We start from the raw sequence: 25,329 nt of genomic DNA, 5'->3' as shown, positions 1-25,329 counted from the left end.
CACTCGTGGTGTCGTCGGTCGTGCTGATGTCGATCGTGCTGCTGGCGCTGCCCGGCTGCAGCAGCCGCGCCGCCTACCAGACCGTGCAGGGCTGGCAGCAGCAGGAATGCCGCAAGCTGCCCGACGCCGCCGAACGCCAGCGCTGCCTGAATAGCACCGCCGCCAGCTACGACGACTACCGCCGCCAGCGCGAGGCGGCGCAAGGGCCGAAGTGACGGACCCAGCCGCCGCGCTGGATGCGCTGATCGCTGCCGCCCGCGCCGTGCGAGCCCATGCGCACGCGCCGTACTCGCGTTTCGCGGTGGGTGCGGCGGTGTTGGACGAGCAGGGCCGCATTCACGCCGGCTGCAATGTGGAGAACGCCGCCTACCCGCAAGGCTGGTGCGCCGAGACCTCGGCCATCGCCGCGCTGATGGCCGCCGGAGGCCGGCGCGTGATGGCGGTGGCGGTGTGCGCGGTGGCGGCGGAGCCGGTCACGCCGTGTGGCGGCTGCCGACAGAAGATCCGCGAGTTCGCGGCCGACGACTGCCCCATCTACGTGGCCGACGAGCAGGCGCTCGTCGCCACCTTCACACTGGGGCAACTGTTGCCGTGCAGCTTCGGGCCCGCCCACCTGAACTTGCCCCAGGCCTGAGACCCACCCGCCATGAACCTCGCCGCACGGCTGCGCCAACACCCCCGCCCCAGTTTCGCCACCGCCGCCTTGCTGGTGCTGGGCGCCTATGCCCTGGCCATCCCGTGGCTGGCGCGCCATGCACACGAGCCGCTGCCCGACTGGACGCTGGCCATCGACCTGCTGCTGGTGCTGCCGCTGCTGTACTGGTGGCTGCAGCCGGCGCCGCGCGGCCGCGCCGCGGGCCTGGGCGCGCTGGCGGTGGCGCTGGCCGGCATCTGGGTGGGTGCCTGGCTGTTGCCGGCCGAGAACAAGCAGGTGTGGCTGTGGCTGGAGCCGCTGCGCTGGGTGGTGATCGGCGCGCTGGTGCTGGTGCAACTGGCGCTGGCCACGCTGGCGATTCGGCAGCTGGCCGGTGTGATGGGCCGGCTGCGTCAGGCGATGAAGGCCGGCCGCTTGGTGGACGGGCTGGTGGAAACCGAGCTGCACGCCGTGCTCGAGGCGCAGGCCGCGCGCACGGCCCGCGTCACGGGCCAGCCTGTCGGCGGCGCGCTCCGGTGGGTCCAGCTCGAAGCGCGGTTGTGGCTCTACGCGCTGGCGCCCCGGCGCTGGCTCGACGCCACGCCCGCCGCCGGCGAGCAGTGGTTCGGCGTGCACCGCCAGGGCCAGAACCTGTCCAACCAGATGGGCTTCGTATTGCTGGCGGCCGTCGAGATCCCCATCGTGCATGTCCTGCTGCACCTGATGTGGAGCCCGCTGGTGGCCGGCATCGTGACAGCGCTCAGCGTCTACGGCGCGCTCTTCCTGTGGGCCGAGGCGCGCGCCACGCGCTGGCGGCCGGTGGCGCTGGATGCCACGACGCTGCACCTGCGCCACGGCCTCGTCGTCGACGTGCAGGTGCCGCGCACCGCCATCGTGGCCGCCGTGGTGCACCGCGGCGCCACGCCGGCGCGTGCCAGCGGCCGGCTGCACCTGGTGGGCATGGGCCGCGCCAACCTGCACCTCACACTCGCCCCCGGCACGCGCCTGGCCTTGCTGACGGGCGAGCGCGAGGTGCACGAACTCTTCATCGGCGTCGACGAGCCCGAGCGGCTGCAACGCGCCTTGTCCGAACCCGGAACACACACCCCATGAGCCTCGACGACCTCGTCGCCAGCAGCGCCGCCACGCTGCGCCAGCGCCTCGGCACCCGCCAACCCCGGATCGCCGTGCTGCTGGGCAGCGGCTGGGGCCTGCTGGCCGAGCAGGTGCAGGACGCCGTCTCCGTGCCCTACACCGAACTGCCCTCCTTCCCGGTGCTGGCCATCGGCGGCCATGCAGGTGTGCTGAAGGCCGGGCGGCTGGGCACGCAAGAGGTGATCGTGCTCGCCGGCCGCAAGCACACGTATGAAACCGGCGAGGCCGACGGCATGAAGGGCGTCATCCGCACGCTCGCGGCCCTGGGCGTGCAGGTGCTGGTGCAGACCAACGCCGCCGGCAGCCTGGACGCCGCCATGCCGCCCGGCACGGTGATGCTGATCGAAGACCACCTCAACGTCGTGCAGCGCAGCCCGCTGGTGGGCGAGAAGGGCGACGGCCGCTTCGTCGACATGGGCGCGGCCTACTGCCCCACCTTGCGCGCGCAGGCGCAGGCCGCCGCGCTGGCCGCCACCGGGCAGCCGCTGCCGCGCGGCGTGTACGCCTGGGTGCTGGGCCCACAGTTCGAGACGCCGGCCGAGATCCGCATGCTCAAGGCCTTCGGCGCACAGGCCGTGGGCATGAGCACGGTGCCCGAGACCATCCTCGCGCGCCATGCCGGCCTGCGTGTTCTGGCGCTGTCGATGATGACGAACATGGCCGCCGGCCTGAGCAGCGAGACGCTCAGCCACGGCCACACCATGGCCACTGCGCAGGCCGCGAGCGCCCGTGCGGTGCAGCTGCTGGTGGCGGTGGTTCAAGGCCTGGAGACCCCGGCATGACGCCTGGCATGAACGACCTCGAAGCCACCGCCCGCTCCGCACTCGCCTGCCTCGACCTCACCAGCCTGGCCGACGGCCATGACGCGGCCGGTGGCGAGGCCGAGATCGAGGCGCTGTGTGCCAAGGCCATCGGTACGCCCGGCCGTGGCGCCACTGCCGCCGTCTGCGTGTGGCCGCGGCTGGCCGCCTTCGCACGAGCGCGGCTGCCGGCGCACATCGCCGTGGCCGCAGTTGCCAACTTTCCGGATGGCAGCAGCGACATCGCGCGCGCCGTGCGCGACACCCGCGCCATCGTCGATGCCGGCGCGCAGGAGGTCGACCTGGTGCTGCCCTACCGCGACCTGACCGACGCGCCCGCGCTGCTGGCCGCCGTGCGCCGCGCCTGCGACGGCCTCGTGCTGAAGGTGATCCTCGAAACCGGCGAGATGGCCGACACGGCCACCATCGACGCCGCCTGCCGCATCGCGCTCGACGCCGGGGCCGACTTCCTGAAGACGAGCACCGGCAAAAAGACCGTCAGCGCCACGCCGGCCGCGGCCGGGCGGCTGCTGGCCGCCATCGCGGGCGATGCGGCCGCGCGCGGCCGTGTCGGCTTCAAGCCGGCCGGCGGCATCCGCACCGTGGCCGACGCCGCGCTCTACATCGACCTCACGGCCCAGGCGCTGGGCGCCGAGGCCGTCAACGCACGCCGCTTCCGCATCGGCGCCAGCGGCCTGCTGTCCGACATCGAAGCCGTGCTCGCGGGCACGCACCGCCCCACGCCGGGCACGACCTACTGAACGAGTCCGCCATGAACCTGATCCGCCACTCTGCCCTCGCCCTGGCCGCCACCGCCACGCTGCTGGCCGGCTGCGCCACGCCGTCCGTGCCGAAAGAACCCGTCATGCTGCGCGTGGTGGCCTTCAACGACCTGCACGGCCACCTGCAGACCGCGGCGCTGAACCTGCCGCATCCGAACCCCGCCAACCCCGCCCAGCCTCTGCGCGTGAACGTGGGCGGCACCGCCGAGCTCTCGGGCCTGGTGAAGGCCTTGCGCGCCAGCGCGAAGCACAGCGTGGTGGTGAGCAGCGGCGACGCCTTCGGCGGCACGCCGCTGATCAGCGCACTCTTCTTCCACGAGGCCACCGTCGACGTGATGAACCGCATCGGCGTCGACGTGGCCGCGCTGGGCAACCACGAGTTCGACGCCGGGGCGGCCGAGCTGCAGCGCGTGCTGGCCGGCGGCTGCCGCACGCCGCAGCCGGGCGACACCGCGATCTCCTGCGCGCTGGGCCGCCACGAGGGCGCGAAGTTCCCGCACGTGGCGGCCAACGTGCTCAAGGCCGACGGCACGCCGCTGGTGCCGCCCTCGGTCGTCAAGACCATCGGCGGCATCCGGGTCGGCTTCATCGGCGCCGTCACGCGCAGCACGCCCGGCATCGTCGTGCCCTCGGGCGTGGCGGGGCTGCGCTTCACCGACGAGGCCGACGCCATCAACGCCGAGGCCGCGCGGCTGCAGGCGCAGGGCGTGCAGGCCCTCGTCGCCACCATCCACGAGGGCGGCTTCAACGACGCCGCGCAGATGGAGTGGAACAGCAGCGCCTGCCCCGGGCGCCGCGGCGCCATCTTCGAGATCGAGCAGCGCCTGGCCCCCGCGGTGGACGTGGTGCTGTCGGCGCACACGCACCAGGGCTACGCCTGCCTCGTGAACGGCCGGCCGGTGATGCAGGCGCTCAGCTTCGGGCGCGGGCTCAGCGTGGTCGACCTCGTGCTCGACCCCGCCACCGGCGACGTCGACCGCAGCCGGACCGCGTTCCGCAACCTGCCGGTGTTCAACGGCCGCACCGAGGCCGCGCACCGCGAGCTCGTCATCGGCCAGGAGCCGGCGCCCTACGCCGCGGCGCTGCGCGCCGCCCAGCCCGACGCCGACGTGGCCGCGCGCGTGGCCGCCTACGCCGAACGCGCCCGGCCGCTGGCCGAGCGTGTGGTGGGCCGCATCGGCGGCCCCTTCGACACCGGGGCCAACCGCGGCAGCAGCAGCGCCGGCCGGCTGATCGCCGACGCGCAGCACGCCGCCACCCGCGCGCCCGACCGCGGCGGCGCCCGCTTCGCGCTGATGAACCCCGGTGGCGTGCGCGCGCCGCTGCCCTGCCGCGGCACGCCGCCCTGCGACGTGACCTTCGGCGACGTCTTCACCATGCAGCCCTTCGGCAACAGCCTGGTGGTGATGACGCTCACCGTCGCCGAGATCCGGCAGATGCTCGAGGACCAGCAGCGCCCGGGGCGCGAGCAGCCCAGCTTCCTGCTGCCGTCGAAGTCGCTGAGCTACCGCTGGGTGGCCAAAGCCCCGTACGGCCAGCGCGTGCAAGACCTGCGCATCGACGGCCAGCCCGTGGACCCCGCCGCCGCCATCCGCTTCACCGTCAACAGCTTCATGGCCGACGGCGGCGACGGCCTGAGCCTGCTGCGCCAGGGCCGCGACCGCCTGGGCGGCGAACTCGACCTCGACGCGCTCGTGGCCTTCCTGAAGGCCACGCCCAGCCCCAGCCCCGACGACCGCATCCTCGTCGTCAACGACTGAGCCCCCGTTCAAGCCAGGCCCCAGCACCCGTTCGGGCTGAGTCCCAGCACCCGTTCAGGCCGGGCCTCAGCACCCGTTCGGGCTGAGCCCCAGCACCCGTTCGGGCTGAGCCTGTCGAAGCCCCGCCCCGCACCACCTCCATGCCCTCACCCGCCGAGATCATCCGCACCAAACGCGACGGCGGCGCGCTGGCCGGGGCCGACATCGCGGCCTTCGTGCAAGGCCTCGTCGACGGCAGCTGGAGCGACGCGCAGGCCGCGGCGCTGGCCATGGCCATCGTCTGGCGTGGCATGTCGGCCGGCGAGACCACCGCGCTCACGCGCGCCATGACGCACTCCGGCCGCGTGCTCAGCTGGGCCGGCGCGGGCTTCGGCAAACCCGCCATCGACAAGCACAGCACCGGCGGCGTCGGCGACAAGCTCAGCCTCATGCTCGCACCCATGCTGGCCGCCTGCGGCGCCGTGGTGCCGATGATCAGCGGCCGCGGCCTCGGCCACACCGGCGGCACGCTGGACAAGCTCGAGGCGCTGCCGGGCTACCGCGTGGCGGTGGAGCCGGCCGAGTTCGAGCGCGTGCTGCGCGAGGCCGGCTGCGCCATCGTCGGCGCCGGGCCGCAGCTGGCGCCGGCCGACCGGCGGCTGTACGCGCTGCGCGACGTGACGGCCACGGTGGAGAGCGTGCCGCTCATCACCGCCAGCATCCTGAGCAAGAAGCTCGCGGCCGGCCTCGATGCGCTCGTGCTCGACGTGAAGTGCGGCCGCGGCGCCTTCGCGCCCACGCCGGCCGCTGCCCGCGCGCTGGCCGAGAGCCTGGTGCGCGTGGGCACCGCGGCCGGCTTGCCCACGCGCGCGCTGATCACCGACCAGGACGCCGTGCTCGGCCACACGGCCGGCAACGCGCTGGAGCTGCGCGAGGCGCTGGACTTCCTGACCGGGCCTGTCAGCGGCCGCGACGGCGGCGGCGCGCACGACACCGAGCCCGTGCAGCGCACGGTGACGCTGGCGCTGGGCGCCGAGCTGCTGGTGCTGGCCGGGCTGGCGCCCGATGCCGGCGTGGCCACCGAGAGACTGCAGCACAGCCTGGCCAGCGGCGCGGCCGCGGAGCACTTTGCGCGCATGGTGCGCGCGCTCGGCGGCCCGCCCGACGTGCTGGCCGACGCGCAGCTGCCCGTGGCCCCGGTGCAGCGGCCCGTGCGCGCGCCGCGGGCCGGCATCGTGGCCGCGATGGACACGCGGGCGCTCGGCCTGGCCGTGGTGGCGCTGGGCGGCGGGCGGCTGAAACCCGGCGACGCGGTCGACCCGCGCGTGGGCCTCGCGGCCGTGCGGCCCCGCGGCGCGGCGGTGGCGGCGGGCGAGCCGCTGGCCGTGGTGCACGCCGCCCACGAAGCCGCGGCCGACGAGGCCGTGCGCGCGCTGCAGGCCGCGTTCACGCTGGCCGACGCCGCGCCGGCGCGGCTGCCCGCCGTGCAGGCGGTGATCGGCTGACCGGCCGTGAAGGCGCCCGCCGCGCCGCCGCGCGTCAAGATCTGCTGCATCGCCGACGAGGCCGAGGCGCGCCTGGCGCTCGCGCACGGCGCGGCGGCGCTGGGCCTGGTATCGGCCATGCCCAGCGGCCCGGGCGTCATCGACGACGCCACCATCGCGCAGGTGGCCACGGCGCTGCGCGGCGAGCCGGTGCGCAGCTTCCTGCTGACGGCGCGCACACGCGCCGAGGACATCGCCGCGCAGCACGCCGCCGCGGGCACGACGACGCTGCAGCTCGTCGACCACGTGCCGCACGCCGAGCTGCGGGCGCTGCGCGCGCGCTGCCCCGGCGTCGAGCTCGTGCAGGTGGTGCACGTCACCGGCGAGGCCGCGCTGGCCGAGGCCTTGGCGGTGGCGCCCTTCGTCGACGCGCTGCTGCTCGACAGCGGCAACCCCGCCGCGGCCGTCAAGCAGCTTGGCGGCACCGGCCGCACACACGACTGGGCGCTCGCCCGCCGCATCCGCGACGCCGTGTTCCCGCTGCCGCTCTGGCTGGCCGGCGGCCTGCGCGTGCACAACGTGGCCGAGGCCATCGCCACCGTGCGGCCACACGGGCTGGACCTCTGCACCGGCGTGCGCGTCGACGGCCGCCTGCATGCCCCCACGCTCCTAGAGCCATGGACTCTCTCTCGCAAGCCGCCTTGGGCGCGGCGGTGGCCGTGGCCGTGATGCAGCGGCGCACGGCGGTCTGGAAGGCCGCCGCCTTCGGGGCCTTGGCCGGCACGCTGCCCGACCTCGACGTGTTCATCGACCACGGCGACGCCGTGCTCGACATGGTGCTGCACCGCGCCGAGACACACGCGCTCTTCTGGCTGACGCTGTTCTCGCTGCCGCTGGGCTACGGCACCGCGGCGTTGATGCGCGAACGCCCGCAATGGCGGCGCTGGTGGCTGGCGGCCTGGCTGGCGCTCGTCACGCACCCGCTGCTCGATGCGATGACGGTCTACGGCACGCAGCTCTTCCTGCCCTTCAGCAGCACGCCCGTGGGCGTGGGCAGCCTCTTCATCATCGACCCCGCCTACACGCTGCCGCTGCTGCTGGGCGTGCTGGCCGCGGTGGCGCTGGGGCGCCGCGCGGCGGCGCTGAAGGCCAACGCAGCGGGCTTGGTGCTCAGCACGGCCTACATCGGCTGGAGCGTGGCGGCGCAGGCCCACGTGGAAAGCGTGGCGCGCCAGTCGCTGGTGGCGCAGGGGCTGGCCGCCGACCGGCTGCTCGTCGTCCCCACGGCCTTCAACACCGTGCTGTGGCGCGTGGTGGCGGTGGACGAGGCCGGCAGCGCCTACCGCGAGGGCTTCTACTCGTTGCTCGACGCGCCCGCGCCGCCGGCGCAGCGCATCGCCTTCGACCGCTTCGAGCGCGGCAATGCCCTGGCCGCCGAGGCCGCCGGCGTCGAGCCCGTGCGCCGCATCCAGGCCTTCAGCGGCGGCTTCTGGGCGATGTCCGAGCAGGGCGGCCGCGTGCGCATCGCCGACCTGCGCATGGGCCAGGAGCCCCGCTACGCCTTTGCCTTCGCGGTGGCCGAGCGCGGCAGCCCGCTGCGCCCGCTGCAGCCCACCGAGCGCGTGGGCCGCCGCCCCGACCCCGAAACCGGCCTGCCCTGGCTGTGGCGGCGTCTGCAGGGAGAGCGGCTGCCGCCGCCGCGCTGAGCCGCACCGCCCATCGCGGCCCGGGCGCGCTTCGTCGCAGGGCCTGCCCCGGGGCGGCCTGGGGATGGCTAGGATCAGCGCTTTGCAACATCCGGAGCCCTGCCCATGACCCGTCCCGATCCGCTGCGCCGCGCCGCACTCCTCACCGCCGCCGCGCTGCCGGCCTCGCTGCTGCTGCCGCGCACCGTGCTGGCCCAGGCTGCGGCCGCGGCGCTGTCGTCGCAACCGCCGGGGTTGCCGGTGGCCGCGGTGCGCAACGTGCCCGAGACCTTCTTCGGCACCCCGGTCGACGACCCTTACCGCTACTTCGAGGACCCCAAGGCACCCGAGGTGGCGGCCTGGATGAAGGCGCACAGCGACCACGCGCTGGCCACGCTCAAGCGCATCGGCGGACGCGACGCGCTGCGCCGCCGGCTGGGTGAGATCGACGCCAGCGCCTCCGCCCGCGTGACCGAGGTGCAGCGGCGGGCTGGCGAGCTGTTCTTCTACCAGCGCCGGGGCGCCCAGGACGACCAGTTCAAGCTCTGCGTGCGGCGCGGCCTGGCCGGCGCCGAGCGGGTGCTGTTCGACCCCGAGACGCTGCACAAGGCCACCGGCACGCCACACGCCGTCAACTGGTACTCGGCCTCGCCCGACGGCAGCAAGGTGGCGCTGGGCGTGTCGTCCGGTGGCAGCGAAGAGGCCGCGATGCGCGTGCTCGACGTGAAGACCGGCCGCCGCCTCGGGCCCATCGTCGAGCGCACGCTGTTCGGCGGCGTGAGCTGGTCGCGCGACGGCCGGCAGATCTACTTCCACCGCATGCAGGCGCTGGCCAAGGGTGCGCCACCCACCGACAAGTACCAGCGCAGCATGGCCTGCACCATGCCGGTGGGTGGCGCCGAGCGCAGCATCCGCGTGCTGCTGCGCGCCGGCGACACGGCGCCGATCGACATCTCGGCCACCGAGTTCCCGTTCCTGGAGATCCTGCCCGACGGCCGCGCCATCGCCACCGTGATGGACGGCGTGTCGCCCGAGTTCTCGGCCTGGCACAGCACCGAGGCCGCTGTCCGCGCCGGCCGCCCGGCGTGGAAGAAGCTCTTCGGCCGCGAAGACGCCGTGACCTCCATGGCCGTGATCGGCGACCGCCTCTTCGCCACCACCCACCGCGGCGCGCCGCGCTACCGCGTCATCGGTGGGCGCCTCGACGGCTTTTCGCCGGCCACGGCCGCCACGCTGGTGCCCGAGAGCGCCCGCGTGCTGGGCTCGCTGGCCGCCGCCGCCGACGCAGCCTACCTCGATGTGCGCGAAGGCAACGTCAAGAAGCTGTTCAAGCTGGCCGCCGCCGACGGCGCGCCGCCGCAGGAGGTGCCGCTGCCGGTGCTGGGCTCCTTCAGCTTCGGCGGCATCGACGCCGCATTGCCGGGCGTGCTGCTGGAGCTGGAAAGCTGGACGCGGGCGCGCCAGATCTTCGCCGTCGGGGCCGACGGGCGCGTGGTCAACACCGGCCTGCAGCCCTCGGGCCCGTTCGACGCGCCGGGCAACGTCACCGCCACCGAGGTGATGGTCAAGAGCCACGACGGCGCGTTGGTGCCGATGAGCATCATCCACCGCAACGGCACGCCGCTGGACGGCAACAACCCCACCATCCTGTACGGCTACGCCAGCTACGGCATGACGGAGGAGCCCTTCTTCAGCCCCAGCCGCCTGGCCTGGATGGAGGCGGGCGGCGTGTTCGCGGTGGCCAACCCGCGGGGCAGTGGCGTGTTCGGCAAGGACTGGCACCTCGCGGGCAAGCAGGCCACCAAGCCCAACACCTGGAAGGACTTCATCGCCTGCGCCGAGCACCTGGTGGCCCAGAAGTGGACGCGGCCCTCGCGGCTGGCCATCTGGGGCGGCAGCGCCGGCGGCATTCTGGTGGGCATGGCCATGGCCGAGCGACCCGACCTGTTCGCGGTGGTGATGCCGGCCGTGGGCGCGCTCGATGCCGTGCGCTTCGAGACCACCCCCAACGGCATCCCGAACATCCCGGAGTTCGGCAGCCGCCAGACGGAGCCGGGCTTCCGCGCGCTGCTGGCCATGAGCACCTACCACGCCATCCGGGACGGCGTGAAGTACCCCGCCGTGCTGCTGACGCACGGCGTGAACGACCCGCGTGTCGAGGTCTGGAACACCACCAAGGTGGCGGCACGCCTCATGGCCGCCAGCGCCAGCGGCCGGCCGGTGCTGATGCGGCTGGACTACGCCGCCGGCCACGGCATCGGCGACACCAAGGCCCAGGTGCTGGACGAACGTGCCGACACCTTTGCGTTCGTGCTGTGGCAGACCGGGATGCCGGGCTGGGAGCTGGCGGGCGCGCCGGCCCGCTGACACCGGGCTGCGGCGCATGAACCCCACCGAAGCCGAGACCCTGGCGCGATACCGCCCCAAGGTGCTGCTGCACGAGCACCTCGACGGCGGCCTGCGCGTGGCCACGCTGCGCGAGCTGGCGCTGGCCCGCGGCCTGCCCCTGCCCGCGGCCGACGCAGCCGGCCTGGCAGCCTGGTTCGATGCCAACGCGCACGCCGGCAGCCTGGAGAAGTACCTCGAGGGCTTTGGACTGACCGTGGCTGCCATGGCCGCGCCCGAGGGCCTGCGGCGCGTGGCCCGCGAGGCCGCCGACGACGCGGCTGCCGACGGCGTGGTGCTGGCTGAGTTCCGCATCGCGCCGCTGCTCTTCGAGCCCCACGGCACCGGCGGCGACGACGCCGTCGAGGCCCTGCTCGACGGCTTGGCACGCAGCCGGCTGCCCCTGCTCACGCACAGCGGCCTCATCGTCTGCGCGATGCGGCACGAGGACGAGGCCGCGACGATGCGCGCCGCCGAGCTGGCGCTGCGCTGGATGGGCCGCGGTGTCGTCGGCTTCGATCTGGCTGGCGCCGAGCGTGGCCACCCCCCGGGCAAACACGCGCGCACGCTGGCCGCCGTGCGAGAGGCCGGCCTGCCGATGACGCTGCACGCCGGCGAGGCCGACAGCGCCGAGCGCGTGCTGGAGGCCGGCAGCCTGGGCGCGCGCCGCATCGGCCATGGCGTGCGGCTGGTCGACGCCCTCACGGGCGCCGCGCCCGCGGCGCTGCTCGACGAAGCCAAGGCCCTGGGCCTGCACCTGGAGGTCTGCCCCACCAGCAACGTGCACACCGGCACAGCGGCCAGCATCGCCGCGCACCCCATCACGGCGCTGTGGCGGGCCGGTGTATCGCTGAGCGTGCACACCGACAACCGGCTGATGAGCGGGGTCACGCCCACGTCGGAGGCCGCCGCACTGCTGCGCGAGACCCCGCTCACCGAGACCGACCTGCGCGCCATGACGCGCCAGGCCGCGGCGGCGAGCTTCCTGCCCGCCGCGGCGCGCCAGCGCGCGCTGGCCGAGCTCGGCTGATCAGCCCCGCTGCGGGCTCTCCAGCCAGTCGCACGCCAGGTGCGCCAGCACGCGCACGCCCAGCAGCAGGCCGGCCTCGTCGGCCTGGAACAGCGGCGAGTGGTTGGGCGCGGCGGTGCGCGCGTCCTGCCCCGGCGGCGTGACGCCCAGGAACACGAACAGGCCAGGCACCTCGCGCTGGAAGAAGCTGAAATCCTCCGCGCCCGTGACCTTGTCGATCGGCTCCAGCCCGGCACCGGCCACGCGCGCCAGCGTCGGCAGCATGGCGGCGGTGAGCGCCGGGTCGTTGACGGTGACCGGGTAGTTCTTCTGCACGCACACCCGGCAGCCGGCGCGGTTGCCGCGCGCGATGGCCTCGGCCAGCGTCGTCACGCGCTCGTGGATGTCGTCGCGCATGCCCTCGTCGAAGCTGCGGATGGTGCCGCGCAGCTGCACCGAGTCGGGAATGATGTTCTCGCGCACCCCGCCCTTGATCACGCCCACGGTGACGACCGCCGGCTCCTTGGTGATCTCCTGCGTGCGGCTGACGATGGTCTGCAGCCCCAGCACGATCTGCGCCGAGGTGACGATGGGGTCCACGCCCAGCCAGGGCGCGGCGCCGTGTGTCTGCCGGCCCTGCACGTCGATCCGGAAGTAGTCGGAGCTGGCCATCACCGGCCCGCTGCGCCAGCCCACGCGGCCGGTGTTCTGCCGGCTCGTGACGTGCAGGCCGAAGATGGCGCCGGGGCGCGGGTTCTCCAGCGCGCCCTCGGCGATCATCATCTTGGCGCCGCCGTCCTCGCCCTCAGGCGGCATCTCCTCGGCGGGCTGGAAGATGAACTTCACGCTGCCGGCGAGCTGCCCGCGCAGGGCGGCCAGCAGGCTGGCCACGCCCATCAGGATGGCGACGTGGCAGTCGTGGCCGCAGGCGTGCATCACGCCCACCTCCTCGCCGTTCCATGGCGTGCGCACGCGGCTGCGGAAGGGCAGCTCGTTGAACTCGGTCACGGGCAGCGCGTCCATGTCGGCGCGCAGCGCCACCACGGGGCCGGGCCGGCCGCCCACCAGCAGCCCCACCACGCCGGTGTGGGCCACGCCGGTGCGCACCTCGTCGAAGCCCAGGCGGCGCAGGTGCCCGGCCACGATGCCGGCGGTGCGGAACTCGCGGTTGCCGAGCTCGGGGTGCTCGTGCAGGTCGCGCCGCCACGCGATGACGGCGGCCTCCAGCGCGGGGGCGTGCTGCTCGATCAGGCTGGCCAGCGAGCTGGCGGCGGGGGCGATGCGGTCGGCGGGGGCGTTCATGCGGCGTGCGGAGCGTGGCGGCGGGGTCGCCGCATGCTACGCACCGTACGCGCCGGCACAAGCGCGGTCACCACGGGGGGCACCTCGGCCGCGGCGATGACGCCGCCGCCCAGGCAGACCTCGCCGTCGTAGAGCACGGCGCTCTGCCCCGGCGTCACCGCCCACTGCGGCTCGGCGAATTCGAGCCGGAAGCCGGCAGCCGTGGGCGCCAGCGTGCACGGCGCGTCGGCCTGCCGGTAGCGGGTCTTGGCCGCCAGGGCGCCCGGCGCGGGCGGCGAGCCGGCCACCCAGCTGCAGTCCGCGGCCTCCAGCCAGGGGCTCAGCAGCCAGGGGTGCTCGTGGCCCTGCACCACGTGCAGCGTGTTCGCGGCCAGGCTCTTGTGCGCCACGTACCAGGGCCGGTGGACGCCGGCCGCGTCGTGGCCGGCCACGCCGCCAATGCCCAGGCCCTGGCGCTGGCCGCGCGTGTAGAAGCTCAGGCCCACGTGGCGGCCCACCTCGGCGCCGGTGTCGTCGACGATGGGGCCGGGCGCGCGGCTCAGGTAGCGGTCCAGGAACTCGCGGAACGGCCGCTCGCCGATGAAGCAGATGCCGGTGCTGTCTTTCTTCTTCGCGTTGGGCAGGCCGATCTCGGCGGCGATGCGCCGCACCGCGGTCTTGTGCAGGCCGCCCACCGGGAACAGCGTGCGCGACAGCTGTGCCTGTGTGAGGCGGTGCAGGAAGTAGCTCTGGTCCTTGGCCGGGTCCAGGCCCTTCAGCAGCTGAAAGCTTCCATCGGCGGCCTGGCGGACGCGCGCGTAGTGACCGGTGGCGATCTTCTCCGCGCCCAGCCGCATCGCGTGGTCGAGGAAGGCCTTGAACTTGATCTCGGCGTTGCACAGCACGTCGGGATTGGGCGTGCGCCCGGACCGGACCTCGCGCAGGAACTCGGCGAAGACGCGATCGCGGTACTCGGCGGCGAAGTTGACGTGCTCGATCTCGATGCCGATCACGTCGGCCACCGCGGCGGCATCGACGAAGTCGACGTTGCTGGCGCAGTAGGCCGAGTCGTCATCGTCCTCCCAGTTCTTCATGAAGATGCCGACGACCTCGAAACCCTGCTGCTTGAGCAGCCAGGCGCTGACGGCGCTGTCCACGCCGCCACTCAAGCCCACGACGACACGTTGCCCCGATGCCATGGCGCCGGATTATCCCGGCCGCGCCAGAATGCGCAGGATCCATGGACACGCCCAAGGAAGCCCCGCTCAGCCACCACGCCATCCTCGCGCTGGTAGCGCCGTTCTCGGCGGCCGGCTGGGCGCTGGACCTGCCGGCCAGCGACCGCGCCGCGCGCCGCCTGGTGTTCCGCTCGGCGGCGCACGCGGCGGGTGCCACGCACCCGGCACTCACCGAAACCCGCGAGCTGCGCGATACGCCGCGCGGCTGGCAGCTGCTGCGCCGCCTGAGGCCCGAGCCCGCCGGCGTGCCTGCCGAGCTCACTGCCGAGGTCATGGCCGAGGACGGCAATCCCCCCGAGCTGCTGGCCGCGGCGGCGGCCGTCGCGCCCGGCGATCTGTTCACACCCGAAGGCGCCGCGCTCACGCTGCGCTGCCGCCCGGGCCAGCCGCCGCAGCTGCGCACGGCGCAGGCGCGGGTCGCGGGGCTGCAGGTGGCCTGCACCGTCTCGGGCGTCAAGGGCTACCCGATGCAGCTGGTGCTCACGCGCACCGAGGGCGACACGCGCCGTCTGCCCGACGACCTGTTCGAGGTGCTCGGCGGTGCCTGGAGCCGCCTCGTCGCGCTGCGCACCGGCTGGGAGACCAGCGTCATGCTGAGCGGCCAGGGCGCCGAGCGCAGCGCCGATGCCCAGGCCCGCATGGCGCTGAGCCTGGCCCACCTGGCCGAGGTGCTCTCGGCGCCGCCGGCGCTGTTTCACCAGCGCTTCGTGGCGCGGCGCTGGCGCATCGGGCTGCTGCGCGGCGGGCCGCTGGCGCTGGGCGTGGCCGTGGTGGCGGTGGCCTTCGCGGTGCGTGGCACCGGCGGCCAGGCCGAGGCCTGGCTGGGCGCGCTGGCCAACCTGGTGCCGCCGCTGCTGATGGCGCTGTTCTTCATGCGGCGCGAGATGCCGCGCATCGAACTGCCGCGCCTGCCGCGCCGCCTGCCGGCCAACAGCTGGCAGCCCCTGGCGCGTGACATCGGCGTGGAGTGACATGCACCGCAACCCCATGAACGTGCCGCCGGTGAGCGTGGCCGACGCGCTGGCCGCGCTGGAGGCGCAGTTCGCAAGGCCCGCGCTGCGCCCGCGCGCCACCATGCTGTGGGGCACCCGCGGCGTGGGCAAGAGCAGCATCGTGCACCAGCTCGCCGCGCGCTTTGGCGTGCCGCTGGTGGACCTGCGCCTGACCACGATCGAGCCCGTGGACATCCGCGGCGCCATCTACGCCGACGAGCGGCTGGAGCGCACCGTCTGGTTCCCGCCCGAGTTCCTGCCGGGGCCCGACCAGCCCGAGGGCATCCTGTTCCTCGACGAGCTCACCGCCGCCGACCCGCGGCTGCAGATCAGCGCCTACAGCCTGATCCTCGACCGCCGCGTCGGCCGCTACGAGCTGCCGCCGGGCTGGATGGTGGTGGCCGCCGGCAACGCCGCCTTCCACGGCGCCGTCAGCCACGACATGGGCACGGCGCTGGCCGATCGGCTCTTTCACTTCCACGTCGTCGCCGGGATCGACACTTTTTTGGCCCATGCACTGGCGCAAGGCTACGCGCCCGAGGTGATGGCCTTCCTGAAGGTGCGCCCCGACAAGCTCGACGACACCGAGGCCCAGCTCGCCGCCGACCACCTGATCGGCGCCAGCCCGCGCGGCTGGGAAGACGTCTCGCGCGTGCTGCTCGAGCTGCGCGAGGGCCTGCCCGAGCCCGTGGCGCGGCGCTTCGTGCAGGGCCGCATCGGTGCGGCCAACGCGGCCGAGTTCTTTGGCGTGCTGCGCGAGCTGCGCAGCGGCGCCGATGTGCTGGCGCTGCTGGCCGCCGAGCCCGGCACGGCCACGCTGAAGCTGCTGCCCACCAGCCTGGACGGCCTGTACGCGCTGGCCTACGGCCTGGTGGCGGCCTGCACCGACGGCGAGCGCCTGACGCGCGCCATGGCCATCGCCGGGCAGCTGCCCGAGCTGCGCGGCCCGGTGCCGCTGCCGCTGGCCGAGGTGCAGACGCTGGTCGTCGAGCTGCTGGCGCAGCGCGCGCTGCAGCAGGGGCTGGAGCAGGCCCTGCTGCAAAGCCCCGCCTACCAGCGCTACGCCGCCAGCCGCGGCTGAGCCTTGTGCAGCATGGCTGAAAGCGGCAGCGGCCAGCACGAGCACCGTGGCCGCCGTGCCGTGATGCAGCTGGTGGAGGTCGCGCCGGCCAGCGGCAGCCTGGCCCTGTGGGTGGCACACCGCGACCTCACCGGGGCCGAGGCGCTGGCCCACGAGGCCGGCCGCCTGCCGGCCTGGACCGACGGCCGCACCATCCACTACGCGCCCGCCTTCGACAAGCTCGGCCTGGAGGCGCAGACCGGCTGGGTGGCGCACGAGCTGCTGCACATCGCCCTGCGCCACGGGCCGCGCTTTCGTGCGCTGCAGCGGCGGCGGGGCGATGTCGACCTGGCGCTCTTCAACCGCTGCGCCGACGCCATCGTCAACAGTGCGCTGGCCCCGGCCGCGTGGCTGGTGCTGCCCGCGAAGGCGCTGACGCTGCCGCAGCTGCTCGACCAGGTGCTCGGCACCACGCGCAGCGACGAGGCCGCGCTGCTGGAGTGGGACGTCGAGCGCCTGTACGCCGCGGTCGACGACCGCGAGCCGCCCCACGAGCGCGCCGACACCCGCAAGGACGGCCCGCGCGCCGCCAAGCTGCGCACGCTGGGCGGTGCGGACACCGAGGACCTCAAGCCCGCCCCCGAAGGAGCGGATGCCGTCGTGGCCGAGGCCGAGCAGGCGCGCGAGTGGGGCGAGCGGCTGCTGCGCGGCCACAGCGGCGACGGCGCCTTCTCCATCCTGCGCTGCCTGCCGCGTGATCTGCCGCAGGTGCACACCCCCTGGGAGCAGGTGCTGCGCACCCAGGTGGCGCGGGCGCTGGCACCGCGGCTGGCCGAGAACCCCTCGCGCCCGGCGCGCAGCTGGCTGGCCAGCCAGGGCCGGGTGGGCCGGCCGGCGCGTGGGCGCCTGCCCTGGGCCCCGGGCCTCAGCCACGCCCGGCGCGTGCCGCGGCTGGTGCTGGTGCTCGACGTGAGCGGCAGCATCGACGAGGCTCTGCTGGCGCGCTTTGCCGCCGAGCTGGCGGCACTGACACGGCGGCTGGCCGCGCCCATGACGGTGGTGGTGGGCGACGACGCCGTGCGTGCCGTGCACACGCTGGCGCCGGGCCGGCTGGGCCTGAAAGACCTGCGGGCCTGGACCGCCGAAGCGGGTGTCGCCGGCGGGGGCGGCACCGACTTCACGCCGCTGCTCGAGGAGGCCTCGCGCCACCGGCCCGACCTGAGCGTGGTGCTCACCGATCTCGAAGGCCCCGCGCACCACCGCCCGCCGGGGGCACTGTGGTGGGCCGTACCGCCGGGGGCCGACGAGGCGGCGCTGGCCGCGGCGCCCTTCGGGCGCGTGCTGCGCTTGCGCTGAGCGCAAGGTCGCGACGGCGCGCAGCCAAGCGCGGCGGAGTTCACACCCGCAGGCGCCCCGCGCTCGGCAACAGGCGGATACAGTCCCCCTCGAGGGCAAACCGGTCGAAAGGCCGGGACGCAAAGCCTCCGGCCTACAGCACGCCAGTGCCACGGCAGCGGGGTTGCCAGCACGGCCGCCACCCGGCGGCACGCACGATGCGCCGCTTGCGGCGCGCCGGGCCCGTGCTGTCCGGTCAGGCCCTCGCCCTGTGCAACTGCCCGAGCGAGCCATGGTCATGAACCGCAAACCCCTCTTCCAGCCCGTTCAGCCCGTCCCGGGCTCCAAGCGGCTGCTCCGCGCCGCCTGCTTGCCGCTGTGCACCAGCGTGCTGCTGCTGGCCGCCTGCGGTGGCGCCAGCGAGGCGCCGCCGCCCGACGGCGCGGCGGCCACCGACGCTGCCCCGGCCGCCGAAGAGCGCCGCTTCGTGCTCTGGGAGCCGGGCGGGGAGGCCGCCGTGCGCGACGAGCAGGCCCGGCTGGCCGACGACCCCGCGGCCGACGAGGTGCGCCTCGTCGTGCGCCTGAACCCGGCAACCGTGCAGCTGTCGGGCCGCGCCACCATGGCCGGCGGCAACGCGCGCGAGGGCGGCGACGCCAGCGCGCAGGCCGCCCTCGCGCTGGCCGCCAGGGCCGAGGCGGTGGCCAGCGCGTCGCAGGACGTGATGGCGCAGTCCGTCCGGAGCCTGGCGCCCTCGGCCCGCGTGGGCCAGCACTATGCACACGCGCTCGAGGCCTTCGTCGTGAGCGTGCCCTTCGGCCAGGCGCAGGCCGTGGCCGACGAACTGGCGCGCAACCCCGCCGTCGACACGGTGGAGCTGGACCGCGCCATCGTGCTGGAGCAGGCCGGCAGCGTGCGCACGCTCGATGCGCGCGCCTGGGGCGTGGACCGCATCGACCAGCGGGCCCGGTCCTTCGACGGGCAGTTCCGCAACGCCCGCAACGGCACGGGCGTGTCGGCCTACGTGGTGGACACCGGCATCAGCGCCCACAGCCAGTTCGGCACGCGGCTGAAGACCGGCTTCAGCGCCATCGCCGACGGCAAGGGCACGAGCGACTGCCAGGGCCACGGCACCCACGTCGCCGGCACCGTGGCCGGCCAGACGCTGGGCGTGGCCTCGGGTGCCGAGGTGGTGCCGGTGCGCGTGCTCGACTGCCGCGGCAGCGGCTCGGCCACCCAGGTGCTGGCGGGGCTGGACTGGATCGCCGCGCAGGGCCGCAAGCCCGGCGTGGTGAACATGAGCCTGGGCGGCCCGGCCTCGCCGAGCCTGGACGCTGCCGTGCAGCGGCTGTCGGCGGCCGGCTTCACGGTGGTGGTGGCGGCCGGCAACAGCAACACCGACACCTGCAGCGTCTCGCCGGCCCGCGCGGCGGGCATCGTGGCCGTCGGCGCCTCCGACAACGCCGACGCCAAGGCCTCGTTCTCCAACACCGGCCCATGCGTGGCGCTGTGGGCGCCGGGCACGGCCATCGCGTCGGCCGGCATCGCGTCAAGCACCGCCGTGGTGGGCATGAGCGGCACCTCGATGGCCGCGCCGCACGCAGCCGGCGCCGCGGCGCTGCTGCTGCAGGCCCAGCCCGCGGCGACCGCGGCGCAGCTGCGGGCCCGCTTGCTGCAGGACGCCACCGCCAACGGCGTGCTGGGCCTCACCGGCAGCACCACCCGCGCGCTGCTGTATGCCGGCGAGACCGCCACGGCGCCGCCGCTGCCGGCCCTGGTGCCGGTGCGCCCGGCAGCGCTGACGATGACCACCGCCGTGCCGGCCGTGGGGCTGTGGACGGCCACCGCCACCGTGCAGGTGCTCAACGCGCAGGGCGCGGCGGTGCCCGGCGTGCGCGTGGCGGGCCGCTACGCCCACATGACGGCCGAGCTGGCCTGCACCACCGCGGCCGACGGCCGCTGTGCCATCACCAGCGCCGCCGCCCCCTGGGCCACGGTCACGCGCATCGGCTTCGCCGTCACGGGCCTTTCGGGCCCGCAGATGGCCGACGCCGGCACCGGCGTGCGCAGCGCCCAGGTGGTGCGACCGGCCGCGCCGGTGGCCAAGATCTCGGCGCTGACCGGCACGATGCAGCGGCCATCGACCGGTTCCGCGCAGTGGACGCCGCAGTTCACCGCCACCTTGGTGGACGCGACGGGCGCACCGGTGTCCGGCGCCGCGGTGCAGGCGCAGATCGCCGTGCACAGCGGCCCGCGCGTCGTGGGGCTGCAGGTGCTGAGCTGCCAGACCGCCGCCAACGGCCAGTGCCGCCTGACGTGGAGCGGCCCCGCGCTGGGCGCCAACCACACCGGCGCGGTGCTGCAGGTGACCGGGGTGACGCGGCCCTTCCTGGTCTACCAGCCCGGCACGCTGACGCAGGCCACCGTGGGCACGGTGCGCTGAGGCGCAGCCCGTGGTGCCGGGCACCCGGCGCTTCAGCGCCAGGCGAAGCGCGGCTGGTCAAAGTGCGCCACCCGCGTGGCGCGCCCGAGCAGCACCCACTCGCGGAACTGGTACAGAAAGGCCGCCGTGGGCGCCGCCACCCAGCTGCGGCCCAGCGGCAGCCGCAACACCGGGTGCTCGGCGCCGGGCACGGCATCGAGCAGGGGCGCATCGGCGCGCAGCAGTTCGGCCACCGGCACGCGGTGCACAGCGGCCACCTCGGCGGGGTTGGGCACGAGCGCGCGCGCAGGCCCGCCCCACAGCACCACCGGCGTGATCACATAGCCCGAGCGCGTGGCGTAGTCGTCGAGCCGGCCGAGCACGGCCTCGGGCGGCAGCGCCAGGCCCAGCTCCTCGAGCAGCTCGCGCCGCGCCGCGGCCTCGGGCGCTTCACCCTCATCGATGCGGCCGCCGGGCAGCGCCCACTGGCCGGCGTGGGCGCGCAGGTGGTCGGCGCGGCGGGTGAGCAGCAGGGCGGGATCGGGCTGCCAGGTGGTGTGCACGGGCAGGCCGGGCAGATCGGCACCGTGGCCCGCCTCGGTGCACACCAGGGCCACGGCGGCGCGGCGCAGCAGGGGGTCGTGCAGGGGCTGCGGGTGAAAACGCGCGAGGTGGGCGCGCAGGGCGGAGCCGGCCCAAAGGGGCGGCTGCGGGGTGGCCTCAGGCATGGCGGCCCGGGGCTGGGTGTCTGCCGCCCACGCGCCTGGTCAGGCGAGAGCCGATGTGCAGGCGTCTCGACCTCCTGACAGCGCTCGAGGACGAATCGCGTCGATCCACGATGGGGCACTCGCAAGGTGTGTTGATTCTCTGGCCCAGCCTGGCCTGGAAAGCACGGCCGACCTGCGGGTCGAGGCGGCATCCCGCGGCCCACGCGTGGGCGGCGCTCGAGCTTACCTCGCAGGTCATTGCCCGACCGCGCGGCCCCGGCCACCCTAAGCGCTTCATCCACCCTCCAGGTGCAGACAGATGGCCGGCTCGTCCCAGATCGATTCCGAAGCGGTGGAGCCGATCGCCAGCTTCTGGTTTCGGTGGCTGCAAGGGGCCACCGCGGGAACCATTGCCTTCGGGCTGGCGCTGGTCGCCATGCCCGAACTGGCCCGCCAAGGCTTCGGCCTCCTGATGTTCGGCGAGGCGGGTGCGCTGGCGGGGTTTGGGCCCGGCGTACAGCCCTACCTCACGCTGGCGCATGGCGTCATGGGCTCGGTCATGGTGGGCTGGGGACTGGCCTTGTGGCTGACCTTGCAGGGCCCTTTCCGCCGCGGCGAGCGTCACGGCTGGGATCTCTTCGTGGTCTCACTGGTGGGCTGGTTCGTGCCCGACACGACCGCGTCGTTGTGGACGGGGCTGTGGCCCAACGCCGTCCTCAACACGGTGTTCGGCCTGGCCTTCGCCCTGCCGCTGATCGCCACCCGGTCCTGCTTTCGCGGGCGGTGAACCGGCTGTCGGTCGCTCTGCTGGGCGGATGGCCGAAGTCTCGTTGGGGAAAGGATGTCCCTATCTGTCCGCTCCCGGTCCGGTACCGGCGCTGCGCCGGACGCGCAACCGGGTGACGATGGCCGCTCTCGCCACCCGGAGTTCCTTCATGCAAACCGCCCTGCTGCTCATCGACGTTCAGCAATCGTTCAAGCACCGCGCATACTGGACGGACGTCGACGTTCCCACGTTCCTAGAGCGCACCAACACGCTCGTCGCAGGCTGCGCCGCGCACGCCATCCCGGTGGTGCGCGTGTTCCACGTCGACGACGAGCCGTCGGACGGACCGTTCAGTCTGTCCAGTGGCCTGATCCGTCCGCTGGACGGGCTGGCGCCGTACGATGCGGCCTTCACCGTCCTGAAGCACCGTCACAGCGCTCTGGCGGGCACCGACCTCGCGATCGGGCTGCGCGAGCGAGGCATCCGGCGCCTGATCATCGCCGGCATCCGGACCGAGCAGTGCTGCGAGACGACCACCCGCCATGCCAGCGACGAAGGCTTCGAGGTCGACTATGTCACCGAGGCCACCCTGACCTGGGACATGACCACACCGTCCGGCTCCACACTGTCTGCAGCCGCGCTTCGCGAGCGCACCGCCACCGTGCTGGCCGGGCGCTTCGCGACGCTGTGCACCGTCGAGGAGGCCCTGCGCCGCGCGACATGAAGGACATCGTCTTCGTGCTGCTGCCACAGACGCTGCTGCTGGATCTGGCGGGCCCAGCCGAGGCGTTCCGGCTGGCCAACCAGCGGCTGGCGCAGCGCGGGCAGCCCGCAGGCTACCGGTTGCGCTACATCGCGGCGCATCCGGAGATGACCACCTCGGTCGGCGTGACCCTGGCCACGCTGGAGCGGCTGCCCGACACCTTGCCCAGCGGCGCGCGTGTTGTTCTGCTGGGGCAGCCCAGCGGTGCCGAGAGCTCGCTGCAGTCCGCTGTTCCGCGCGCCTGGGCCGATACACGGCGATGGCTGGCTCGGGTGGTCGCACCTCACCTGGGCGACGTGGAGCTGGTCACCGTTTGCGCCGGCACGCTGCTCGCAGCCGACGCCGGACTTCTGGCCGGCCGCCGGTGCACGACCCACCACGAGTCGCTGGACGACCTGGCGCGCCTGGCACCGGGCGCCACGGTGGTCGGCCATCGTGTCTTCGTCGTCGATGGCCCGGTGTCCAGCAGCGCGGGCATCACCGCCGGCATCGACCTCGCGCTGCACCTGATCGCTCGCGACCACAGCGATGCGCTTGCCGCGTCGGTTGCACAGGTGATGGTCGTCTACCTGCGTCGCGGCCCCGACGATGCCGAACGGAGTCCCATGCTGACGCGACGCGACCACCTGCACCCGGCCGTGCACCGGGTGCAGGACGCGCTGTGCGCCGAACCCTCGGCCGCCTGGTCGCTGGGCCGCATGGCCGAGGTCGCTTGTGTCACGCCGCGCCACTTGGCACGTCTCTTTCGCCAGCACGCGGGCGTCACGCCGCACGCCTACCTGCAGGACCTGCGCTTCGCGCTGGCAGAGCGCGCCATTGGTGACGGCCGCCCGGCCAAGCAGGCCATCGCAGACGCAGGCATCAGCGGCAGCCGCCAGTGGCGGCGCCTGAAGCAAGGTCGGCGAAGTGTCCCGTTGCGGGAACGGTAGCCCTCCGACCGGATGACCTGCCAGACCCGACACCTGGCATCCGTCATCGGCCTGAAATCGAGCACGGCCAACCCGCGGCTTGCTCGGGCGGCAGCGCAATGGGGCGCCGGGATCGCCGGCGCTGGGCAGACCCGCCTTACCGGGCAGCTTGCCGACGTCGGATGAGTTGAGGACGGGTAGCGTCGCGGGATCGTCTGCCCCCACCCCAGCCGGTGCGACGTTCGTGCGGTGCGCTGCGAGGGGCCTCTCGTTGCAATCACGTCCGTGCCTGGATCCCCAGGTGCGAGACGAACGAGCAACCCACGGAGTCCATCTTGGAGGACAGCGATCTGATGACGAGTTCTTCGGCCGGCACTGTCGCGGCCCAGCGCCCCGTTGCGCCGCGCGAGCTGCCCCGCGGCCCGGTCGGCGACAGCGACCTGAGCGCCCGCAGCACCGTGCGCGCCGCGGTGTTCATGGGCCACGACATCGGCAACAGCACCTGCGGCGGCAACCCCTTCCGGGACGGCAGCGAAGGCGAGCCGGCGGCCCAAATCAACACGGGCGAGTCCGGTGGCGAGACCGAGGGCGGAAGCGCCTCGCTGTTTGCCGAGGTCGGCCACAACGGCCAGACCGAGAGTGGCGGAGAGGAGTCCGACGCCGAAGCCAACGCCGAAGTGCCGGAGGTCGGCCAGGCCTTGGGCGAGAGCGAGGCCAACGCCGAGTTCCTGCCGTTCCTGGCCGCTGCGCTGCCCAAGATCATTTCGGTCGGCGTGCCGCTGCTGCAGTCCATCTTCAGAAAGGTGGGCCCGGTCGTGCAACAGGCGATCAACCGTGCGCCGTCGCACCCGGGGTCAGCGACGCCGGCCTGGCCGCCGCGCAACGTGAACGCCGTGCTGCAGCAGATCATGCAGTTGCTGCAGACGGTCAGGGACCGCGAGTCGGGCCAGGAGAGCGACCTCCCCGAAGCCGAGGAGCAGTTCGCCGCCGAGGTGGCGGCGGCGATGGAGGTGCTGATCGGCAACGACGACCGTGTCCACATCAGCAACACCACGGCCGAGCCGTGGCGATCGATCGCCGCGCTGCGCATCACCTTCCCGAGCGGGGTGGTGTACAGGGGCACGGGCTTCTTCATCGCGCCGCGGGTGCTGGCCACCGCCGGCCACTGCGTGTTCCTGCGCAACCAGGGCGGCTGGGCGCGCTCGGTGGAGGTGATCCCGGCCATGAACGGCAGCACGCGGCTGTGCGGCACGGCGCGGTCGAGCAACCTGCGTTCCGTGGCGGGCTGGACGGAGCAAGGCCGGCCCGAGGCCGCCATCGGCTGCATCGTGCTGCCCCCAGGCGCGCTCACCGGCAACCGGGGCAGCTTCGGCTTCGCCGCCCCCACGGCGGCGCGGCTGAAGGCGCAACCCGCGGTGCTGGCCGGCTATCCGGGTGACAAGCCGTTCGCCCAGCTCTGGGGAATGGCACGGGTGATCGAGACGGTGACCGACCGCACGCTGATCTACGACATCGACACCATGGCCGCGCAGAGTGGTTCGCCGGTCTACATCAAGCGCAGCAACGGCAAGCGCTGCGTCGTCGGCATCCACAACTGTGGCGCGCAGAGCGGAAACTCTGCCACACGCGTCACGGCGCCGGTGCACGAAGTGCTCACCCGCTGGGCCGCGCTCTAGGAGCGTGGGCGGCATGCCGCCCACGCTCCTAGCGCGCGTCCACAGGAGGAACTGTTCAGGAATGGAACCATCATTGGTCAGTTCGTGACAGGCCCACACGCCCGCCCGGCGGCCGGTGCTGCGCCCCTGCGGGTGCAGCTGCTGGCGCGGACCGCCACACCGGTGGTGCTCGAGGTGCCCACCGTCAACCGCGACGAGCACACGCCCTGCGCCGAGCCCATGCCGGACGCCGCCATTTGGCCCTGGCCCGGAGACGAGCCCAAGGATCTTCAAGACGGTGCAGACGGCACGCTGCTGGATGTTGCTTCGCGCGGGCCCGCACCGCACCGCCGCCGGGCGTGGCTTGCGGCCAGAGCGGCCGGCCCAGCCGCTTCGAGCTCGAGGGCCTAGGAGCGTGGGCGGCAGAAATCCAGCCCCGCGCCGGGGCGGCCAAAGCCACTGGCGTAGGCGCGTCGCGCAGCGCGGGCTTGACGCCCGCGCCAGCGGCGCAACACACGCCAGCGGCTTT

At 74.0% G+C, this 25,329-nt stretch carries 23 protein-coding genes and 1 riboswitch; of the genes, 20 read left to right on the top strand and 3 right to left on the bottom strand.

Going from position 1 to position 25,329, the window contains the following annotated elements; all coding sequences use genetic code 11:
• The first annotated feature begins 26 nt into the window (after positions 1-26).
• The 11 genes from KA711_04945 (at position 27) to add (ending at position 11,694) form a co-directional block, all read left to right on the top strand.
• The gene (locus tag KA711_04945) at positions 27-215 is read left to right on the top strand and encodes a hypothetical protein (GenBank protein MCM0608329.1); all 189 of its coding nucleotides are present in this window, start codon (positions 27-29) and stop codon (positions 213-215) included.
• Positions 212-634 (top strand): cytidine deaminase, encoded by a 423-nt coding sequence (gene cdd, locus KA711_04940; GenBank protein MCM0608328.1) that lies wholly within the window; start codon positions 212-214, stop codon positions 632-634. Before KA711_04945 ends, cdd begins: the two co-directional genes overlap by 4 nt.
• A gap of 12 nt (positions 635-646) precedes the next feature.
• Positions 647-1,747, top strand: a complete 1,101-nt coding sequence (locus tag KA711_04935) for a hypothetical protein (protein ID MCM0608327.1) — start codon at positions 647-649, stop codon at positions 1,745-1,747.
• Complete coding sequence (locus tag KA711_04930; protein ID MCM0608326.1) at positions 1,744-2,571, top strand: purine-nucleoside phosphorylase; 828 nt, start codon at positions 1,744-1,746, stop codon at positions 2,569-2,571. Before KA711_04935 ends, KA711_04930 begins: the two co-directional genes overlap by 4 nt.
• 8 nt (positions 2,572-2,579) lie before the next feature.
• Positions 2,580-3,350: a deoxyribose-phosphate aldolase gene (gene deoC / locus KA711_04925; protein MCM0608325.1), complete on the top strand. Its 771-nt coding sequence runs from the start codon at positions 2,580-2,582 to the stop codon at positions 3,348-3,350.
• 11 nt (positions 3,351-3,361) lie between these two features.
• A complete protein-coding gene (locus KA711_04920) occupies positions 3,362-5,131 on the top strand; it encodes a 5'-nucleotidase C-terminal domain-containing protein (protein ID MCM0608324.1) in 1,770 nt (589 codons plus the stop codon).
• 140 nt (positions 5,132-5,271) lie between these two features.
• On the top strand, positions 5,272-6,615 hold the full coding sequence (locus KA711_04915) for a thymidine phosphorylase (GenBank protein ID MCM0608323.1): 1,344 nt from the start codon (positions 5,272-5,274) through the stop codon (positions 6,613-6,615).
• 6 nt (positions 6,616-6,621) lie between these two features.
• Positions 6,622-7,323, top strand: coding sequence for a phosphoribosylanthranilate isomerase (locus tag KA711_04910; protein MCM0608322.1), 702 nt, complete (start codon positions 6,622-6,624; stop codon positions 7,321-7,323).
• The gene (locus KA711_04905) at positions 7,272-8,300 is read left to right on the top strand and encodes a metal-dependent hydrolase (protein MCM0608321.1); all 1,029 of its coding nucleotides are present in this window, start codon (positions 7,272-7,274) and stop codon (positions 8,298-8,300) included. Before KA711_04910 ends, KA711_04905 begins: the two co-directional genes overlap by 52 nt.
• A gap of 105 nt (positions 8,301-8,405) precedes the next feature.
• On the top strand, positions 8,406-10,646 hold the full coding sequence (locus KA711_04900) for a S9 family peptidase (GenBank protein MCM0608320.1): 2,241 nt from the start codon (positions 8,406-8,408) through the stop codon (positions 10,644-10,646).
• A 16-nt stretch (positions 10,647-10,662) separates the two neighbouring features.
• Positions 10,663-11,694 (top strand): adenosine deaminase, encoded by a 1,032-nt coding sequence (gene add, locus KA711_04895; GenBank protein ID MCM0608319.1) that lies wholly within the window; start codon positions 10,663-10,665, stop codon positions 11,692-11,694.
• On the opposite strand, the gene KA711_04890 is transcribed toward add, so the two are convergent.
• Positions 11,695-12,975: an amidohydrolase gene (locus tag KA711_04890; protein ID MCM0608318.1), complete on the bottom strand. Its 1,281-nt coding sequence runs from the start codon at positions 12,973-12,975 to the stop codon at positions 11,695-11,697.
• On the bottom strand, positions 12,972-14,153 hold the full coding sequence (gene mnmA / locus KA711_04885; protein MCM0608317.1) for a tRNA 2-thiouridine(34) synthase MnmA: 1,182 nt from the start codon (positions 14,151-14,153) through the stop codon (positions 12,972-12,974). The genes KA711_04890 and mnmA overlap by 4 nt, the downstream gene beginning before the upstream one ends.
• A gap of 41 nt (positions 14,154-14,194) precedes the next feature.
• On the opposite strand from mnmA, the gene KA711_04880 reads away from it, so the two are divergent.
• The 4 genes from KA711_04880 to KA711_04865 all read left to right on the top strand — a co-directional run bounded on the left by KA711_04880 (position 14,195) and on the right by KA711_04865 (position 20,022).
• Positions 14,195-15,163, top strand: coding sequence for a hypothetical protein (locus tag KA711_04880; protein ID MCM0608316.1), 969 nt, complete (start codon positions 14,195-14,197; stop codon positions 15,161-15,163).
• Between the two features lies 1 nt (position 15,164).
• Positions 15,165-16,265: an ATPase gene (locus KA711_04875; GenBank protein ID MCM0608315.1), complete on the top strand. Its 1,101-nt coding sequence runs from the start codon at positions 15,165-15,167 to the stop codon at positions 16,263-16,265.
• A gap of 12 nt (positions 16,266-16,277) precedes the next feature.
• A complete protein-coding gene (locus KA711_04870) occupies positions 16,278-17,600 on the top strand; it encodes a hypothetical protein (GenBank protein MCM0608314.1) in 1,323 nt (440 codons plus the stop codon).
• An 84-nt stretch (positions 17,601-17,684) separates the two neighbouring features.
• Positions 17,685-17,771, top strand: a riboswitch (cyclic di-GMP riboswitch).
• Positions 17,772-17,877: 106 nt separating this feature from the next.
• Positions 17,878-20,022: a S8 family peptidase gene (locus tag KA711_04865; GenBank protein MCM0608313.1), complete on the top strand. Its 2,145-nt coding sequence runs from the start codon at positions 17,878-17,880 to the stop codon at positions 20,020-20,022.
• A 32-nt stretch (positions 20,023-20,054) separates the two neighbouring features.
• Here the strand turns inward: KA711_04865 and KA711_04860 are convergent, their stop codons facing one another.
• Positions 20,055-20,729 (bottom strand): CoA pyrophosphatase, encoded by a 675-nt coding sequence (locus KA711_04860; GenBank protein MCM0608312.1) that lies wholly within the window; start codon positions 20,727-20,729, stop codon positions 20,055-20,057.
• Between the two features lie 298 nt (positions 20,730-21,027).
• Between KA711_04860 and KA711_04855 the strand changes: the two genes are divergently transcribed.
• From KA711_04855 to KA711_04835, 5 genes are all read left to right on the top strand, one after another.
• Positions 21,028-21,495, top strand: coding sequence for a hypothetical protein (locus tag KA711_04855; protein ID MCM0608311.1), 468 nt, complete (start codon positions 21,028-21,030; stop codon positions 21,493-21,495).
• Between the two features lie 148 nt (positions 21,496-21,643).
• Positions 21,644-22,198, top strand: a complete 555-nt coding sequence (locus KA711_04850) for an isochorismatase family protein (protein ID MCM0608310.1) — start codon at positions 21,644-21,646, stop codon at positions 22,196-22,198.
• Positions 22,195-23,166 carry a helix-turn-helix domain-containing protein gene (locus KA711_04845; protein MCM0608309.1) on the top strand — a complete coding sequence of 324 codons (972 nt, stop codon included), beginning with the start codon at positions 22,195-22,197 and terminating at the stop codon, positions 23,164-23,166. The genes KA711_04850 and KA711_04845 overlap by 4 nt, the downstream gene beginning before the upstream one ends.
• 332 nt (positions 23,167-23,498) lie before the next feature.
• Positions 23,499-24,821, top strand: a complete 1,323-nt coding sequence (locus KA711_04840; GenBank protein ID MCM0608308.1) for a hypothetical protein — start codon at positions 23,499-23,501, stop codon at positions 24,819-24,821.
• 84 nt (positions 24,822-24,905) lie between these two features.
• Positions 24,906-25,211: a hypothetical protein gene (locus tag KA711_04835; GenBank protein ID MCM0608307.1), complete on the top strand. Its 306-nt coding sequence runs from the start codon at positions 24,906-24,908 to the stop codon at positions 25,209-25,211.
• The last annotated feature ends 118 nt before the right edge of the window (positions 25,212-25,329 follow it).

Source organism: Ideonella sp. WA131b, from assembly GCA_023657425.1.
Classification (GTDB): domain Bacteria; phylum Pseudomonadota; class Gammaproteobacteria; order Burkholderiales; family Burkholderiaceae_C; genus Rubrivivax.
Note: the sequence above shows the minus strand (reverse complement) of the source record. Positions and strands in the feature narration are given on the sequence as shown.